At 55.6% G+C, this 18741-nt stretch carries 15 protein-coding genes; 2 read left to right on the top strand and 13 right to left on the bottom strand.

Annotated features, from left to right (window positions below; translation table 11 throughout):
- Positions 1-87 precede the first annotated feature (87 nt).
- The 9 genes from KGA82_RS16230 to KGA82_RS16190 all read right to left on the bottom strand — a co-directional run bounded on the left by KGA82_RS16230 (position 88) and on the right by KGA82_RS16190 (position 12357).
- A complete protein-coding gene (locus tag KGA82_RS16230; RefSeq protein ID WP_223451224.1) occupies positions 88-663 on the bottom strand; it encodes a DUF1353 domain-containing protein in 576 nt (191 codons plus the stop codon).
- 63 nt (positions 664-726) lie between these two features.
- Positions 727-1314 (bottom strand): tetratricopeptide repeat protein, encoded by a 588-nt coding sequence (locus tag KGA82_RS16225; protein ID WP_223451222.1) that lies wholly within the window; start codon positions 1312-1314, stop codon positions 727-729.
- Positions 1311-1799, bottom strand: a complete 489-nt coding sequence (locus KGA82_RS16220; RefSeq protein WP_223451220.1) for a hypothetical protein — start codon at positions 1797-1799, stop codon at positions 1311-1313. The genes KGA82_RS16225 and KGA82_RS16220 overlap by 4 nt, the downstream gene beginning before the upstream one ends.
- Before the next feature lie 63 nt (positions 1800-1862).
- Positions 1863-4196, bottom strand: a complete 2334-nt coding sequence (locus tag KGA82_RS16215) for a hypothetical protein (protein WP_223451218.1) — start codon at positions 4194-4196, stop codon at positions 1863-1865.
- Complete coding sequence (locus tag KGA82_RS16210) at positions 4193-5215, bottom strand: NAD(P)/FAD-dependent oxidoreductase (RefSeq protein ID WP_223451216.1); 1023 nt, start codon at positions 5213-5215, stop codon at positions 4193-4195. The genes KGA82_RS16215 and KGA82_RS16210 overlap by 4 nt, the downstream gene beginning before the upstream one ends.
- A gap of 246 nt (positions 5216-5461) precedes the next feature.
- Complete coding sequence (locus tag KGA82_RS16205) at positions 5462-6847, bottom strand: efflux transporter outer membrane subunit (protein ID WP_223451215.1); 1386 nt, start codon at positions 6845-6847, stop codon at positions 5462-5464.
- Positions 6844-10002 carry an efflux RND transporter permease subunit gene (locus KGA82_RS16200; RefSeq protein WP_223451214.1) on the bottom strand — a complete coding sequence of 1053 codons (3159 nt, stop codon included), beginning with the start codon at positions 10000-10002 and terminating at the stop codon, positions 6844-6846. Before KGA82_RS16200 ends, KGA82_RS16205 begins: the two co-directional genes overlap by 4 nt.
- A gap of 2 nt (positions 10003-10004) precedes the next feature.
- A complete protein-coding gene (locus KGA82_RS16195) occupies positions 10005-11138 on the bottom strand; it encodes an efflux RND transporter periplasmic adaptor subunit (protein ID WP_192226428.1) in 1134 nt (377 codons plus the stop codon).
- A gap of 319 nt (positions 11139-11457) precedes the next feature.
- Complete coding sequence (locus KGA82_RS16190; protein ID WP_223451213.1) at positions 11458-12357, bottom strand: LysR family transcriptional regulator; 900 nt, start codon at positions 12355-12357, stop codon at positions 11458-11460.
- Between the two features lie 409 nt (positions 12358-12766).
- On the opposite strand from KGA82_RS16190, the gene KGA82_RS16185 reads away from it, so the two are divergent.
- Positions 12767-13888, top strand: coding sequence for an amidohydrolase family protein (locus KGA82_RS16185; RefSeq protein ID WP_223451212.1), 1122 nt, complete (start codon positions 12767-12769; stop codon positions 13886-13888).
- A 279-nt stretch (positions 13889-14167) separates the two neighbouring features.
- A complete protein-coding gene (locus KGA82_RS16180) occupies positions 14168-14437 on the top strand; it encodes a DUF2790 domain-containing protein (RefSeq protein ID WP_008037490.1) in 270 nt (89 codons plus the stop codon).
- A 142-nt stretch (positions 14438-14579) separates the two neighbouring features.
- Here KGA82_RS16180 and KGA82_RS16175 read toward each other — a convergent pair whose 3' ends face one another.
- The 4 genes from KGA82_RS16175 to KGA82_RS16160 form a co-directional block, all read right to left on the bottom strand.
- A complete protein-coding gene (locus tag KGA82_RS16175) occupies positions 14580-15716 on the bottom strand; it encodes an FAD binding domain-containing protein (RefSeq protein ID WP_223451211.1) in 1137 nt (378 codons plus the stop codon).
- 54 nt (positions 15717-15770) lie between these two features.
- A complete protein-coding gene (locus KGA82_RS16170; RefSeq protein ID WP_192226418.1) occupies positions 15771-16883 on the bottom strand; it encodes an alkene reductase in 1113 nt (370 codons plus the stop codon).
- Between the two features lie 37 nt (positions 16884-16920).
- Entirely contained in the window at positions 16921-17565 is a 645-nt protein-coding gene (locus tag KGA82_RS16165) for a DsbA family oxidoreductase (protein ID WP_223451209.1), read from the bottom strand.
- 112 nt (positions 17566-17677) lie between these two features.
- Complete coding sequence (locus KGA82_RS16160) at positions 17678-18595, bottom strand: LysR family transcriptional regulator (protein ID WP_223451207.1); 918 nt, start codon at positions 18593-18595, stop codon at positions 17678-17680.
- Positions 18596-18741 lie beyond the last annotated feature (146 nt).

The following is an 18741-nucleotide window of genomic DNA, read 5'->3' as shown; positions in this document are numbered from 1 at the left end:
GCGCTTCTGGGCCGCGAAAACGACAGCATCACCCTTCACGATTCCGGCGTTGACCTCGGGCAGCTGAGTGGAACTGCGCGTCAGCCACTATTTGAATTTTATTGTCATCAGCAACTCCCCGGGAGGCGTTTGTTCAGGAATGCCCAGCAGGTTGAAAGCTACGGGTTCGTTGCATATACCCTTCTCCCAGAGCCGTTTCGCTATGGGCGAACTGACGGCTGCAACCACCGATTCAAAAACAAAGTAATTTCGAATCTCAGGACTTATCTCCATCACCGCCTTCAAACCCTCTGCCAGGACGATGTGCGTATTTTTGAACGAGTAATCCTTGTACCCGGGGTAACCACACTCATGAGCCACGAAAAGCCAATCGTGAATGATATAAGCGGGGGCGTACCCCCAAGGGGAATAACCATTGACGCCCCATAAAAATCGAGGAATTGACCCCCCATCGGTATACATGGGGCCAGGGCGAATTACTTCACCATTAGAACGTGTAAATCGAAACGGATCATCCTTGCTTGGAACAAACAGAAAATAGTCATTCTTGATCCAGCGCACATCCAAAGCGCCTTCAAACCTTCCCTCATCGGTTTCGCGATACGATATCGGAGCGCAGGCTTGCAGCGTGAGAACAAGAAACACAAGAATTAGAAAGCGCATATTAAGCCTTCCTTGAAAGACGAAAAATTTGCCATTAAAGATGACAAACACCGCACTTCCACCTTACTTCACCCCTTCAATATTATTTTGGACGGCCTGCTGCCCTCGACTTTTTTCCAGCTTTTCCATCAGCATCAAATTATCTTTTGCATATCCGCTATTATAATCGGATACAGCTTTATCAAAATTTTCCTTAGCCTTGTCATTTTCGTTGCGATACATATAGATCAGCCCTAGATTATTATAAGCCGCCTCAGCCACCTTGGAATCCATATTGCTTTTGTTCTCGATCGCGGCATTGATATCGACAATCGCACCTGCGGTATCACCATTTAAAAACCTGACCCAACCCATAGAGTTATATATTGACGCATCCGCAACATCATTAGTTTCCTTAATAGTTTTGGCTCGCTCAAAATAGTCTATTGATTGTTTATAGTCTCCTTCAAGGGCCGCTGCCTTTCCGAGCGCAGAATACGCATAATAACTTTTCGGATTGGATTCCACGTATGTTTTCAATTTCTCTACGGCGGAGGGGTAACCGTTCTCGGAAATTGTTGACTTTATATCCACAGGAAGCTCTAACGAAGCATCGTCAGCACAAGCAAATGGCATCAAAAAAATACTGATGATGGCAATCATGACTTTCATTGCCCGAACCCTCCCATAGGCGTGCGAGTAGGCAGAAGAGTTTTATTATAATCACTTAACTCTCCCAGTTTATTAACGAGCCTCTCCACCCCGATCCTTATATTGTCCTTATCGCCAACCTGGATTTGTGCAAAACCCTCAACTATTTCAACTTTCGTCTTATCATGACTGACTAAAACAAAGCCCTCATATTGCTTGAGCCCTTCAGGCCAAGGAGAAGGTGTCACCATTACGTTTGCCATGGTTTGATGCGGTGTTGGCGTATAAATTTGTGCGCCAACACCTATCAAAAACAGAGCGAGGCAAAGCCCCATGAAAATCCTCACTTCCTTTAGAAGCCGCCCAAGAATACCGCCCGCTTTCGACGCTACATCCGGCCCCCACATGGCAAGTGTTTTATTAAGGAGTCTGAATGTCAAAATAGCCATTACTATTGCAGCACCATGAAATCCGACCTTGATGACGTCAAGTAGAATCGGGTTCATACAAACCTCCTGTTTATGGCACTAACGACGGGACTAACAACAACCTACCCATATCAACAAACTCTAAAATGTGATCGCCCTGCCTGAATCCCGATCCCAAAGCAAAAACCTGATGGAAGACACGGCAACCAAGAGTCTCTTTGGATCATTTGTATGTTGCGGTGATTTACCACCGTCAGCAAAGCCAAATAAATAGCCACCACCGGGCATGTCTCTGACCTTGGCTTCAGAGGCGGAATAATCATTCAGAAGCGATATGGGCAAGAACTCTTCAGTCTTTAGATCAGACCACCGTTCATAGGATCGGAATACCACAAGCCAGTGACTTGACTTCGAAACCCTGGCGCCTGGACCGTCTAATTTCTCGATAATAAGAGCGAGTGCACGCATTCGGTGCTGCATTTCTGACCGACCGACAGCACGCAACTTATCGAAACATAGGCTGTTGGACAGAGCATTGGTGACATAGTCAGCTCTCATGATGTCGGAAAAGTTGACCATCACGTTCGATCCGTCCGCCACTAAAAATGGTCCATGCTCCCCGTCCCAGCCAGGAGTTGGTTGCCCATTTATCGCAGCCGGGCTATCTGGATGCAGCCCTAGTTCCTCATCTGTCAAAGGGATCGCTGTCGGCGTTTTAGTTCGGTTGAATGTGCGCGATGCATCTGGCGACGCGGCAGCCCACATACCGTTGGCGGCAGCACATAACTTTGCGTCTTCAACAAACGGCGAGCCCAAACCGGCGGTGTGATAATAAGGTGCCGAAAAAACACTGTCTCTGCCGTAGGTCACGTCCCAACCAGGTGCAAAGACATTCGAAGCACCATCCGACAAGGCAGTCGACACATCGACCACTCGCTCCGAGTGGGCCATCCCCTCCCTGCGTGGTGGTCTGCTGACAGCAGTAACGATAGTGTCATCTGAAGTAAAAATCGGTGCCCCTGTGTCAGGGTCAGTCATCCGTGCATTTGCGCCCAACCGTCCTTCGCACAAAGCAGACGGGCCACCCTCCTCAAAATTACTTGAGAACTTTTTGAGTTCCAGGTTTCCAACATATGGGAAAAAGTCAGGGGCCGTAATAATTGAAAAAGCAGGTGTCACGTCGTACTTGTGATCATTACTGCTATACATGGCAGCCACATAACCATCGCAAATGTCATCAAGATAAAGGGCTATATCATAGCGACCTGCATCAAGCACCGACTCAAACTCTGTCGCATCAGGAATGCTGATGTTTATGTCGTTCACAGCGCCGGTTTCATCATTCAGCTGATGACGCATATTAATGAATTCAGAACAGTTGCGCGGTGAAAGGAACGGCCGTTCGTTTGCCGCCACGACTCCGATGATGGCGGCGGAAATATAGTCGAGGCCTGCGCTGAATAATTTCTGCCCAACACGAAGTGTCGAGTACCTTCTGTTCTCGATATAGGCTTCGATCCCGGGTCCCTTCGGAGGCACCTCAGTGGCACCATGTTGAACCTGGCCGCCACCGGTGCCCATCGACACCATGACCTCTCGCACAAGTGGTTGAGGTTCTGCGCAGACTGTAAGGGTTGCACCTTTCAATTCGGCGTTGATCAATAACCCGTCGTTGCGACTTGTGCGCGTATAGGGCGGTTGGCTAAGGTCCGCACTCTTGATGTTCGGTAGTTTTCCGACGGAAAAAAGACGGCGCAGTCGATCAGTGAAGTGGAAAGCAGAGAACTCAACAGTCTCACAGGTAAAGGTGTCCAGTCTCAAACCTGGAAAAAGCTTAACGATCGGAACAAGAAATTGGCGGCTCGCATCGCCAAACTGTGAACCACCTAAATAGCACCCCTCAAGATCACGACCCTCTACACGCTCGCAAAGGAAGGCAGCATAGCGGGCAGGCATGACCCGCACTTCGTGTGATAGATCGGTATCGTGCCGATAGTTGCGTATCGTGGGGTCGTAAAGTGCCGGCGCATTTCCGACACGAGCGATACCAGTGCGACTGAAAACAAGGTCTGCATGCATGTGATGCGGTGTTCCAGCGGCTTCCCGATACTCATAGGCGAAGACGGCCGCCACCCATTTGCGCCGTTGTTGATCAGAAACATCAACCAGGCTGTAGATGTAGTTTTCGACCAGATCCAGATCTTCCTGTGTCGGATAGTCGCTTTGCTCCAAACCTGATGGTTGAACCGCAGGGCTCGCCAGACAGTGATAAAGCAAACTCCTCGCGGGATCACCCGGTTGAATAAGAGCTGCTTTATCCGTACTGAAATCATGGAAGCCAAGGACTGTACGATCCACGGTGAGTTCTGCTGAAAACTCTGTTTGCGCGTTGACACCATGCGCGCCAAGAACCGTTTTCCAACGGGTGGCCAGCAACTTTACCAGCAGATTACGAACATCTTGTTCAAGCGTCATATGACCACTCCAAAGGTAGTTGCCACTCTTGAAGCAAAGCCTATGGGGTCGTCCCGGCCCGATGCGCTCTGATAGAACGCATTGAGCCGTTGGCAGTCGTCCAGGAACCACCCCGTTATCATTGCGCAGTAATCTTCCAGAGCCTCGGTTGAGTTGCGCCCAAGGTAAACACTCACCGCGTTCGCGGCAGCCATTCCCGAAACCAGGGCTCGATACACCCCCCGAGAAGCCGCAGGATCGAGCTTGCAAGCCGCGTCACCCGTTAGTACAAATCGGGGCGAGGCCAATTGATCGGCAATGCGCCAAGTGCTGTCGGCCCTGAGGAAGCCCAAACGCGATGTATGAACTTTACGGCGCCCTTCAAAGGTCATCTCGCACTCGACGTGTCGACCCGATCCAATATTGGATGTCCACCGCCACCCTTGCGAGCCAAGGTGAAAAGACGGATTCATATCATCATCGACCGAGTCGCTATAGCGGTACGCGACCTCAAGAGGGTTACTCAAACACAGCGCTTCAATGCCAGTTTTCTTGCTAAGCCAATTGGCTGAACCCGTACTGTCAATGACAACTCGGGATGTCAATTGACCGCATGTTGAGTTAACGGTGACTAAACCTGCATCGCACAAATCAATTGATCTTGCAGATGCAGGCCGAAAAAGACGAACGCCGGCCCTGGCCGCCGCGGCCAACAACGCCTCGTCCAATTCGATCCGATGCACATGAATGCCACTTTGTGCGAAACCGAAATGATTCAGCCTTTGAGCGTTGTCATCCGTAAATTTGATCGTGTCGTGAGTTGCTTTCGGGAGCTGAGAAAAAGCTTCACTTCCGAGCAATTGAGAAATGAGAAGAGCTGTACCTGGCGCAAGGGATTCTCCAGGTCGGAACCGAGGACCTCCAGAAACTTCGATCACCGCCGTGGACAACCCAAGCTCCGCAGCACGAATCGCTGCCGAAGAGCCTGCTGGCCCACCACCGACCACGATCAAATCAAAGTCCGCCCCAGCACTCTCCATGCCTCTATCTCCCTTGATTCGCTTCCCGGCTCGGGCGGTAGATCGATTTGCATGCCTTGGTAATCCGCCGTTTTGTGATTCGGAGGGAGGCTACATGACGTTAGCCAATGGCCATCACTCTGTCCAATTCCCGCCCCCCTCTGCTTTGGCGCTGCGCAGACGAATACTTAGGCGCTACTGTGTTGTGGGGCGTAAAAGCAGGAGTAATCCATTTCATGGCCAAAAGGAGGATCCGTGGTCGTCATGTCAGCCCTGCCACCCTCCTCCCAGCGCTTTGTACAAATCGATAGTTGCCTCTCGTTCGGCCAACTGATCACTGATCAACGCTTGTTGTGCAGCGAACAGCGTCCGTTGCGCGTCCAAAAGAGTCAAAGAGCTGTCGATACCTGTCAGGTAGCGACTTTCCGCCAGCCGATAGTATTTGGCACTCGCGCTGACCAGCCCTTGTTGCGCCTCAATCTGCTGTCCAAAGGTCTGTGTTGCAGCCAGTCCATCACTGACTTCCCTGAAGGCTGACTGGATCGCCTTTTCGTAACGCGCCACTTGTATGTCTTTCTCGACTTGAGTGACGTCCAGGCTGGCTTGCAAGCGGCCCGCATTGAAGATTGGCAGACTGATCGCGGGGAAAAAGCTCCAGACACCCGAGCCTCCATTGAAGAGCCCTGACAGTTCTTCGCTCGAGGTGCCAGCATCCGCCGTCAGGCTGATTCGGGGAAAGAACGCAGCCCGGGCTGCGCCGATATCCGCATTGGCAGCCTTGAGCAATAACTCTGCTTCCACTATGTCGGGCCGACGGTTGAGCAGATCCGACGGCAACCCCACTGGCACCTCAGGTAAAGATTGTCGCTCCCAATCACCGCTCGACAGATCGGCGGGGAGTTCACCTCCAATCAACAACACCAACTGGTTTCGGTCTTCGGCAACCTGCCGACGATACCGGGCCATCGAGCCGCGAGCGCCTTGCACCAGGGTTTGTGCCTGGCTCAACGCCAAATCTGAAACGGTACCTACTTCAGCGCTGCGACGTGTCAGCTGGTAGCTGTTTTCATAGGTGGCGAGGGTATCGCTGGTCAGTCGCTCCAGCGCTTGATCGGCCTGCAGAATGAGCCAGGCATTTGCAACGCTTGCCACCAGCCCGATACGGGCTGAACGCTGTGCTTGTTCACTGGCCAGGTAACGCTGCAATGCTGCTTGATCGAGGCTGCGCACACGGCCGAACAAATCCACCTCATAGCTCACGTTCAGCCCGACAGAGTACTGACTCTCGATCGTGGCTTTATCACCGGATGCCAGATCTGCCGGAACTCGCTGACGACTACCACTGCCCGCCGTCGAGACGTCCGGCAACAGATCCGCGCGACGAATGCGATAGCGCGCCTGATAGGCCTCGACGTTCAACGTGGCAATCCTGATATCCCGATTGTTGGCCAGTGCGGTCTCGATCAATCGATGCAAGGCCGGATCGGAAAAGAACTCGCGCCAATCGAGCGCTGCGGCACTCTCATCACGTGACACTGGCGCCAAGGGGTAAGTCGCCGCCACCGGTGCCTGAGGTTGCTGGTACTCCGGGATCAGAGAGCAACCACTGAACAACAACGAACTCAGGACCAGAAAACTGAATGGTTTGATCATGACATGACCTCTTCGTGAGCGACTGCGGCCAGAGCGACGGACGATCGACGTGCGAACAGTGACGACACCGACACATAAAAGAGTGGAACCCAGAAGATGGCCAGGACGGTGGCGGTCAGCATGCCGCCGATCACGCCGGTGCCAATGGCATGCTGACTGCCAGAGCCTGCACCGGTGGAGATAGCCAACGGCACAACCCCGAGGATGAACGCAAGCGAGGTCATGACAATGGGACGCAAACGAAGCCGCGCCGCCTCAATCGCCGCTTCGGCATAGCCCATGCCCTGCTCATGCAGTTCCTTGGCGAACTCGACGATCAGGATGGCGTTCTTCGCCGCCAGCCCGACTGTCGTCAGCAGGCCTACCTGAAAGAACACGTCGTTGGACAGGCCGCGCAAGGTGGTGGCAAGCAATGCCCCCACAACACCCAGCGGTACCACCAGCATCACGGCCAAGGGAATGGACCAGCTTTCGTAAAGGGCCGCGAGACAGAGGAACACTACAAGCAGCGAAAGCGCATACATGACAGGCGCTTGAGACCCGGAAAGCTTTTCTTCATACGACAAGCCCGTCCACGCCAGCGCGACACCAGGCGGCAACTGAGCAGCGATGGCCTGTGCTTCAGCCATGGCATCACCCGTGCTGTAACCCGGTGCCGGGCCACCCAGTATTTCCTCTGCCGGCACACCGTTGTAGCGCGCCAGTTTGGGAGAACCGAAGACCCACTCGCCGGAGGCAAAAGCGGAGAACGGCACCATCTTCCCGGCGGCGTTACGTACGTACCATTTGTCCAGATCTTCAGGGGACATGCGCGCGCTGGCCTGGCCCTGTACAAACACTTTTTTGACTCGGCCACGGTCAATGAAATCATTGACGTAGTTGCCGCCGAAGGCCACAGAGAGCGTGGTGTTGATGTCTGCTTGTGAAACGCCCTGCGCCCTCGCCCGCCGGTCATCGATCTTCAACCGATACTGGGGCTCATCGCTCAGGCCGTTGAGTCGAACCGCTGTCAGCACTTTGCTTTCGGAGGCCAGACGCAGGAACTGATTGCGCGCCTGCCCCAGGACTTCGTGACCGACGCCGGCCTGATCCTGAAGGAATAAATCAAAGCCCGAAGCGTTGCCCAACTCACGCACTGCTGGAGGCACCACGGCGAAGACCATTGCATCGCGCATGCCTCTGTATTTCGCTTGAGCGCGCTTGGCCAACGCGAGCGCCGCATCTTCAGGACCGCGCTTTTCCCACGGCTTGAGCAGAACAAACGCCATGCCCGAGCTTTGCCCACGCCCCGCGAAGTTGAATCCATTCACGGTAAACACGGCGTCTACAGCGTTAGCCTCCCCCCCCTGCTCAGGAGTGGCGAGCAAATACTGACGCACACTGTCGAGCACCTTTTGCGTGCGCTCGGCACTGGACCCGGCAGGGGTCTGCACTTGGGTAAAGATCACGCCTTGATCTTCATCGGGCAGAAACGCAGTGGGGATGCGGCTGAACAGCAGGACCATGCCAACGACGATCAACAGGTAAGCCAGGAATGCCGGCGCCTTGTGCCGCAACATTCCGGCGACACCACGCTCGTAGCGTTGCACGCCGCGATCAAACCCACGATTGAATGCACGGAAGAAGCCGAGACGTGCGAGCCCATGCGTCGGGTCATGGGGCTTGAGCATCGTGGCGCACAAGGCAGGCGTGAACACCAGCGCGGTGAGCACCGACAGGGCCATCGCCGATACGATGGTGAGGGAAAACTGACGGTAGATGACGCCGGTTGACCCGTCGAAAAATGCCATCGGCAACAGCACCGCCGACAACACCATGGCGATGCCCACGAGCGCGCCCTGGATTTGTTTCATCGAGCGAATCGTGGCTTCTTTCGCCGACAACCGCTCCTCACGCATGACACGCTCGACGTTCTCGACCACGACAATGGCGTCATCTACCAGCAGGCCGATGGCCAACACCATGCCGAACATCGACAAGGTGTTGATGGTGAAACCGGCGACCGCGAGGACACCGAACGTACCCAGCAGGACGACAGGAACGGTCAGCGTGGTGATGATGGTCGCGCGCAGGTTCTGCAGAAACAGCAGCATCACGAGGAACACCAACACGATCGCCTCACCCAGGGTATGGAACACACCATGGATCGAGTCGCGCACCACTGGCGTGGTGTCGTAGGGGTAGACCACTTTCATACCGCGAGGGAAAAACGGTTGCAGTTGGTTGAGGGTGTCGTGGATCGCCTTGGTGGTGTCCAGCGCGTTAGCCCCGGGGGCAAGCTTGATGGCGATGCCGGACGCCGGCATACCATTGAACTGGGCGTTGACGCTGTAGGTTTCACCGCCCAGTGCGACATCGGCCACATCGGCCAGACGCACTTCGGAGCCGTCAGGATTGACCTTGAGCTGGATGTCCTTGAATTCTTCTGCTGACTGCAAGCGGGTTTTGCCAATGATGGTGGCGTTGAGCTGTTGGCCCGGCAATGCAGGCAGGCCGCCAATCTGGCCGGAAGACACTTGCACGTTTTGGGCTTGAATCGCACTTTTCACATCGACGGGCGTCAGGCCGAAACTGACCAGCTTCGAAGGATCAAGCCAGATCCGCATGGAGTACTGCGCGCCGAACACCTGGAAGTCACCGACGCCGGAAGTGCGCGACAGCGGATCCTGCATGTTGGATACCACGTAGTTGGCCAGGTCCTCGCGGGGCATGCTGCCGTCTTCGGAAACGACGCCAATCACAATCAGGAAGTTCTTGACCGCTTTTGTCACCCGGATCCCCTGCTGCTGCACTTCCTGCGGAAGCAAGGGCGTGGCCAGGTTGAGTTTGTTTTGCACCTGAACCTGAGCGATGTCGGGGTTCGTCCCTTGGTTGAACGTAACCGTGATCGCCATGGTGCCATCGGAGTTGCTTTCCGAACTGACGTAGCGAAGGTTGTCGATGCCGTTGAGCTGTTGCTCGATGACCTGGACCACGGTGTCCTGCACGGTCTGGGCCGATGCTCCTGGGTAGGTCACCTGAATCGAAATCGCTGGCGGAGCGATGTCAGGGTATTGGTTGACGGGCAGCTTGAGGATCGCCAGCCCGCCCGCCAGCATGACGATCAATGCGAGTACCCAGGCAAAAATGGGCCGCTCGATAAAGAACCTGGACATGTTCAGTTCCCCCCAGCCACGGCACCGGCCAACACCGGTGCCACGTTTTGCGCGGCAGTCACGGAGACCTTCATGCCCGGCTTGACGAACTGCAGCCCTTCAGTGATCAAGCGATCGCCCGCTTCGAGGCCACGCTCCACCAGCCATTGGTTGCCCACTGTACGATTGGCCGTCAGGGGACGTTGCTCAACGGTGCCATCAGCGCTGACCACCAGTGCGCTGGGATTACCCTTCAGGTCGCGGGTCACCCCTTGCTGCGGAGCAAGGATGGCGGCTTGTCGGACGCCGCTCTGAAGTTTTGCACGCACAAACATACCAGGGAGTAGCAGGTGCTCCGGGTTGGGAAACACGGCGCGCAGGGTCACCGAACCGGTGGAGGGGTCGACTGACACCTCAGAAAACTTCAAGCGCCCCGGCAGTCCATAGGCACTGCCATTTTCCAACGCGAGGCTCACCACGGCGGCGTCCGCCCCCGCCGTCTCCAGGCGCCCTTGCTTGAGATCATCACGCAGTTTGAGCAGGTTTGCAGATGACTCGGTGATATCGACATAGATGGGGTCGAGTTGCTGAATCGATGCCATGGCCGCTGCCTGGCCGTTGTTCACCAGCGCACCTTCGGTCACGCTGGAGCGGCCGATGCGGCCAGCAATCGGTGCGAGCACACGGGTGTAACGCAGGTTGATCTCGGCACGCTTGAGGTCAGCCTCCGCCGTCAGTTGTCGCGCCTGTGCATCCTCGAACTCTTGACGGCTCACCGCCTTTTCTCCGATCAGCTGTCGATAACGGTCTGCGAGGGAACGGGCCTGTTGAAACGATGCGCGGGCGCGGGCGACGTCTGCTTCGTACGGTGATGGATCAATGCGGTACAGCGGCTGTCCGGGTTTCACCTCACTGCCCTCGTCAAACAGACGCTGCTCGATGATACCATCCACTTGCGGCCGCACTTCTGCAACGCGGAACGGTGCGGTACGCCCCGGTAGCTCGCTTTGCACTGTGTACGTTTGTGATTGAAGCGTCACGACACCAACCTGTGGCGGTGTGACAGCTTGTGCGGGGGCCTCTTGCTTGCAGCCAGCGAGCACGACCGCCAGCGCCAGAGCCGAGAGGATCAAGGGAACCGTCTGCAGGGGTTTCATGGGACATTCCTCATACTTTCGCCAGGCGATAGCGGGCCGTAGCCGGCCGAATCGGGGCGAGTTCCAATTGAAAAAATTTGTCAGTGGCGCGGGGTGGCGCGTTGACGACCGGGGTCAGTTGATGGGCATCACTTTACGAACCCGGGCACGCCGGGAGAATCGCTGCCCACTGCAAGGCTTCGTTGCGCATTCGGCAACGCTGCTGTTGCGCAAGCGCGCAATCAAGGCAGCACGCTGTGTGCCGCGATGGCATCGGCCGGCATTTCGATTCGATCAAAAGCGACGCGCAACGCCGTCTGGTCAAATGCACAGGACGTGCTTAGGGGGCGAGTATTTCCTTGAGAAACTCTATGAACACATTGATGCGGCTGGAACCACGATGATTGGGCAGATACAACGCATTGATGCAGGTGCTTGCACTGCCAGGGTTGACCTCATACTGCTCCAGCACGCGCGTTAGCCGACCTGCGCTGACATCGTCACGCACCAGCCAATCGGCCAACAGCGTCACCCCGCCACCGGCCAACGCCGCCTCGCGCAGAATGTCGGCGTTGTTGCTTTGCAACCGTCCCTGCACATTCAAGCGGATAACTTCTTCGTCACCCTGAAATGTCCAATTGTGGTGACCCGTGCGGTAATCAAAACGCAGACACTGATGGTCCAACAGGTCACGCGGGTGCCGGGGCAGCCCGGTACGCGTCAGGTATTCGGGACTTGCCACCACCCAACGCTGGAAATCACCGATTCGCTTGCTGACGATGTCATCACTGACAACCGATGAACCAAGACGCACGGACACATCGATTTGCTCGCTGAGCAGGTCACTGACCTCGTCGCTCAGCGAAAGGCTGATCTCCAGGCCAGGATGGCGCTCAAGCAACCGCCCCAGATGGGGAGCGATGATACGTCGGCCGAATTCCACCGGGACGCTGGCCCGTAATCGCCCCTGGGCTTCACTGCCGCGGTCGGTAACGACCGCATCGGCCTCGTCGATGGCCTCGAGGATCGCCACGGCTTTATCAAAATAGTTCTGGCCCGCCACCGTGACGCTGGTGTTGCGCGTGGTGCGGTTAAGCAGGCTGGCGCCTAACTCACTTTCCAGTCCGGCTACCTGTCGCGTCACTGACGAAGTGGAGATGCCGAGCTTGCGCGCCGCTGCCGAATAACCACCACAGCGAACCGTTTCGACAAACATTTTGAGCGCCAGCAACTTATCCATGAACGGATTCCGAGATCGAAAAGTTAAGGTAACGACTGTGCATGACCAGGCGGTGGGCGTCTTGCATGGCTGTGCTCAATCGGTAGCGGGTTTGGGGTTGCATGGCTTCTGACTACCTGCGCGGGCGCTCTTGCGGCGATTCCGCCAATCAAGCGCGTCTATCGGATCAGACGTGGAGTCAGTCATTGCCACTCCTTTTTATCGAGCGATCAGTAAGCTCGCGACTATAGCAGAACGTTCATCACCACCAACGCTCCCCCATGATTCCGATTTGGAACGAAGGCCAATTGAAGCCCCTTGCATTATTTCAATTTATCGATTGATAATCAAAATCCAAAAGTAATCGACTGATCAATAAAGGCGTCTCGGCGTTCATCGCCCAACAAAAACAATAAAAAGGAGATTGACCATGCAATGTCCCTGCTGTCTCTCGAAGACCCGTCGCCAACTGCTAGGCATCATGGCAGCTACTGCGGGCGGCCTGCTGGTCACCCGTTTGGTACCCGCCTCGGCGGGGTCGATCAAGAGGGGGGCCGACATCCCGGTGAGATCGGTGGACATCCATGCGCATTACTATCCTGAAGAGTTCTTGCACCTCTTGGGCGGTGATGGCAAAGCTTTCGGTGGAAGCTATACCCGCCAGGAAAATTCATTCAGCTTCGCTACCCCGGCCGGCGGATTAGGGCCTTTGCCCCTGAAATTTATCGATGTGCAAGCGCGCTTGCTCGACATGGATCGCGCAGGCGTCGATGTTCAGGCGCTGTCCTTGAGCGTGCCGATGGTGTACTGGGCAGATCGTCAACTCAATGCTCGCCTGGCACGTGCCTGGAACGATGCCGCGTCAACTGTTCATCGCCAACACCCGCTGCGTTTTGTGGTGCTGGCGACGTTGCCGATGCTGGATGTGCACGACGCCATTATCGAGCTGGAACGCACAGCCGAACTGCCCGGGGTGCGGGGCGTTTATATGGGCACCAACATCAACGGTCTGGACTTGGACGATCCACGCTTTGCACCAGTCTTTGCCCGCATTGAACAGCTGGGACTGCCAGTGTTCCTGCACCCGCAACAAACGGTTGGCGGCAGCCGCTTGAGTAACTATTACCTGAGCAACCTGCTGGGCAACCCGTTTGATACCGCTATCGCGGCTTCACACCTGATTCTCGGTGGAGTACTGGATCGATACCCACAGCTGCATGTGTCATTGCCCCACGCCGGTGGAGCATTGCCAATACTCGTCGGGCGTCTCGACGCAGGCTGGAATTCACGTCCCGAGACACGGCGTCTGGCTCAAAAGCCGAGCAGCTATTTGACGCGATTCAGCTACGACACCGTTTCACACTCCGGGCCGGTTCTGGACTATTTGATCGCCAATGTCGGTATCGACCATCTGGTACTGGACAGCGACTACTGCTTCGACATGGGATACGAACAACCGGTGCGTTTTGTAGAAAGCGTAGGTCTGGGCCCCCGCGAGAAGGCTGCAGTGCTCGGTGGAAACGCGGCCAGAATCCTCGGACTCCGCGGATAACTTTAGCGAAACACTCAATTTCCCTTTGGCCGGTCTGACCGGCCTTTTTTTTGCTCCGATTCAAGCCTTCATGACGAAGTGGAAAAGTGAGCAATACCTGGCGCTTTGTCGATCATGCAACTTATCAGTCACTTGTTGTCAGGCACGTTGGTGACACATCAATTGTGGTAATTACCGGTATTTGAATTGGGTATTTTTATAAACTAACGCTCGACATCACAATTAACTCCAGAAGCACACAAAGAGTTCCTTCTTAAACAACCTCTGGAAATCACCCTCATGAAATACGCAATGCTCGCCTCACTCATGATGTTCAGCGTTTACGCTTCTGCCCAAAGCGCTTCCAACGTCAAGGTCGCCACTCCTGAACCTGAGCACTACAATTACTCCGAACACATGGATATCGCCAAAGTCATCAACATCACTACTGCCGAGGACACAAATAACGCTTGCGGCCCGGTGGATGCGCACATGGTGTATGTGGATCACAAGGGCGCAACGCACGACCTGCAATACAAAATATTCGGTAGCGCTTGCCTGAATGGTTAATGCCTTAAAACATGCAGATGCCAAAAAGAGGAGAAAGCTTCGAGCTGAAGCTTTCTCCTCTTTTTATATTCCAGACTGGAAATACGGCAACAAAAACTCGCCTGTAAACGAACTTTTTCCAGTTAAAGCGGCTGAATCAGGATCAGTTGATGCCCATGATCCGGTCACCCATGCTCACCCCCCAATCCGCCATACGCTTGCCTTCTGCAAGTTGCAGTTGCTGCCAGACCAGCAAGCCTTTATCGATGTCGCCAATGTCGTCGATCGCTTGAGCCAGGGACAGTGCATTGCGGGCTGCCTTGGCCGTGCTGCCGGCCGTATGAGGACGCGGCACAAAAGCGGCATCGCCAGTCAGCAACACGCGACCAAACACCATTTGGGAGACTTTCAGATCAAGGATCGCTTGAACGAAAATATCCTTGGTCTGGCGAATCAGTTCACGAAAAGCCGGGTTGGCATGCTGCTCACCCATGTCTCGCAGGTAAGCATCCTGCTGAGCGGCCAAGGCTCCCGGTGGAATCGAGTGGCTACGCCGATGACCATTGTTATCAGTGAGCACAGCATCTAATGCTGCGCCTTGGGCAGCTTTCAAATACCAGAGCCAGTTGAACCGTCGCTCGCCAGGATTAACCGAGCCATTCAAGCCCGGCACCATGTATTCCAACATCAACGACTCAGGGTCTTGTTGAAAGACAAAGTCTTCGTAAAGCTGCGCTTTGGCGAAGTCTGGAAGTCCGTCTTCATCAACCAGACCACGCCAGACTACATACCCCGAATAGGTGTATTGCGCACCAGGCAACACCAGACTTCGCACGGTTGAACCCGCACCATCGGCACCAATCAGCAGGTCTCCCTCAGCACTGCTGCCATCTGCAAAATTCGCAGTCACTCGTTGCTCATTTTGAGTCAGATCAACCAGCGTCTTTCCACGGTGATAGTGCTCGGCAGGAAAGGCAGAGAACAATGAATTGTAGAGCGTGTTCCAGGACGTCTGAGTTTGCGGCATCGGCTCTTTATGCACGACGGTGCCAGCTCGATTCAAATACAGACGATCATGGGAGCGGACCCCAAGTGCATTGGCCGGTTTGATTCCGGCATAGCGGAAATGCTGAAGGACATCTGCTTGCAGAACAATGCCTCCACCACGGCTATCCATCGCCGCGGGGGATCGCTCGAAAATGTCGACGTGCCAGCCAATCGCACGCAACGCCGTGGCGGCGAACAGTCCTCCCAGGGAACCACCAATGACCAAGGCCTTCGGAACGTCTGAACTCTTCATTACCTCTCTCCTCGTAGCAGGGTGATTCCCACAGCCTCTGGATTTGACGTTGCGTTATGCCAACACCGGATAGTCGATGTACCCCTTGGCGTCGCCGCCAAAAAAGCTGTTGCCGTCCGCCGGGTTGAGTTCGGTACGGCCACGCAAACGCGCTGGCAAGTCGGGGTTGGCAATGAACGGGCGACCAAAAGCGATGAGGTCGGCACGCCCCTGCGCGATGGCCTGTTCGGCCGTTTCGCCGGAGTACCCACCCGCCAGCATCAGAACGCCATGGAAGTCAGTACGCAGCTGCTTGATGATGGCGTCCCAGCGGGGATCGTTGCTTTCGTCGAGCACCGTGCCGACCATCATCGGTTCTACCAGGTGCAGGTAAGCGAGATTCCAGTGATTGAGCCGGGATGCGATGTAGCCAAAGGTCTGTTCCGGAGTGTCATCGCCCATGCCCATGAAACGCCCCATCGGTGTCAGGCGCACAGCAACACGTTCGGCGCCTATTTCTTCGGTCACGGCTTGCACGACTTCGAGCAATAGCCGCGCACGGTTTTCGATACTTCCACCGTAGCGATCGCTACGCTGGTTGCTGGCGCTGTTGATAAATTGGTCAAGCAGATAGCCATTGCCTGCGTGAATCTCCACACCGTCCATACCGGCAAGAAGTGCATTGCGAGCGGCCTTGCGGAAATCGGCGACGATCGCTTCAATGCCTGGAATGTCCAGTTCCTGAGGAACCGGTACATCACCCCAGACCCCCTCGCCCTTTTCATTCAGGATGAACGTCTTGCCGGGGACCGGCTGCGCGGTCGGTGCCACCGGCAGGCCGCCGTCAGGTTGAAATACCGGGTGCGACACCCGCCCCACATGCCAGAGCTGCAGGAAGATGCGCCCGCCTTCTGCGTGCACGGCTTCGCTGACAGCTTTCCAGCCCTGAATCTGCTCGTCGCTATGGATGCCGGGCGTCCAGGCGTAACCCTGCCCCTGCTGCGAAATCTGCGTAGCCTCGGTGATGATCAACGCGGCACTGGCACGCTGACGGTAGTACTCGACGTTCATTGAGGTCGGTACGTTGCCAGGCTGGCCCGCACGGGAGCGAGTCAAAGGGGCCATGGCGACGCGATGATCAAGGGTGAGCAGGCCGAGTTTGATCGGGCTGAACAAGTGATGAGTCATGATGATTTCCTGAATGAATAGGGATTGAAAAAACGGCTTAAGCCGCCTGGCTTCGTCTTAGTATCTGGATCATTACTTCGATGGGCTGAGCACCACTGATGACGTCGTCTGCGATCTGAATACTCGGTACCGAGCGCACACCGGAGGCCTTGGTTATGGCCTCCAGCTTCAGGACTTCAGCGGTGCCTTCCTCGGTGTTGAGAAAGTCGACAACTGCCCCCCGGTCCAGCCCCGTTTCGGCAGCGATGTCGGCCAGCACATTGAGGTCGCCGATATCCCGCCCCTCGCTGAAGTACGCCTTGAAAATGGCCTTGATCAGGAGGGACGCGTCTCTACCCGCCAGTTGCTCTCGCCATACCAGCCGATGCCCTGCCAAGGTGTTGGGGGTTTTTTCGACTCGTTGATAATCGAACTCCAGACCGACAGCCTTGCCGGCGTGGGTCACCTGTGCGTCCATGGCCTGGCTACGCGCCCAGCTGCCGAACTTGCCAGAGCGGTAGGCTTTACGATCCATGCCCTGAACAGGCATGTCCGGGTTCAACTGATAAGGCAGGAACGTAATGTGGCCGTCAGCTGAATAATCCGAAGCGGCAAGCGCGCGTTCGAGATTTTCCTCACCGATCCAGCACCATGGGCAGATGAAGTCGTAAGTCACCTGAATCTTGGATGAGTGCAAACTCATGGCAGTCTCCGTGGTTGAATGTTTTCACACCCCCACGGTAGGCGGCCGGCCCCCGTCAGAGAATCCACCTTCTGCACAACGTTGCGTTTCGCAAAACGCAAAGGTGGGGCGATCAGCCCACGAGCTGACACTCCGATCCGAGTAACTCGGTGAGGAAATCAATGAACGTATTGATACGTTTCGAGCCGCGGTGGTTGGGCAGGTACAGGGCCGAGATCGCCGAACTTGCGCTGTCCGGATTGACGACAAAAGCGTCGAACAAGGACGTCAATCGACCACTGTCGATATCATCATTGACCAGCCAATCGGGCAAAAGCGCCACCCCGCTACCGGCCAGTACCACGTCACGCAAAACCTCGGCATTGTTGCTCTTGAACTGCCCGTCGACGGGCACGCGAATCGCTTGTCCCTTGCCTGTAAATGTCCAGACCTGCTGCGGTGCACCGTAGTTGAAGCACATGCACTCGTATCGCATGAGGTCCATGGGTTGGTCAGGAAGTCCGCGAGCATTCAGGTACTCGGCACTGGCGACCACCCGGCGTCGAAAGCTGCCGATGCGGCGACTGACCACAGCTTCCATCGCCGCCGGCGACCCCATCCGGATCGATAGATCGATGCTTTCGCCGAGCAGATCGACGATGTCGTCAGATAACGTCATATCCAGCATGAGCATTGGGTAACGCTCTAAAAGCGTGGAGATATGAGGGGCGATGAGGCGGTGTCCAAACGCCACGGGGACCGAAATACGCAGCTGCCCTGCGGGCACTTCACCACGATCCGAAACCGACTCGTCAGCCTCCGCCATGGCATTCAGAATATCCCGGCCTTTCAAGTAATAAGCACTCCCAGCATCCGTCAACGTGACTTGCCGGGTAGAGCGATTAAGCAGCACGGTACCGAGGTCACCCTCAAGCCTGTCGATCATTCTGGTCACTGAAGAAGTCGCCAGATTGAGTTGCCTGGCGGCCGCCGAAAAGCCCTTGGAATCTACCGACTGGATGAACATTTTCAGTGCGAGCAGCTTGTCCATGAAACTCCTTCAATGCCATCGGTACATTCCTTGAGGATCCATCTTTGGACAAGCGCGCAAGTGGCGCGAGTTAACGGTTGTTAATTCTGACGTCGTTGCGCTGGGCGCAATGTAGCGTTGCGCCTTGATGGGGTACTCCATCACAA

The organism is Pseudomonas sp. BF-RE-22 (assembly GCF_019956155.1).
Classification (GTDB): domain Bacteria; phylum Pseudomonadota; class Gammaproteobacteria; order Pseudomonadales; family Pseudomonadaceae; genus Aquipseudomonas; species Aquipseudomonas migulae.
Note: the sequence above shows the minus strand (reverse complement) of the source record. Positions and strands in the feature narration are given on the sequence as shown.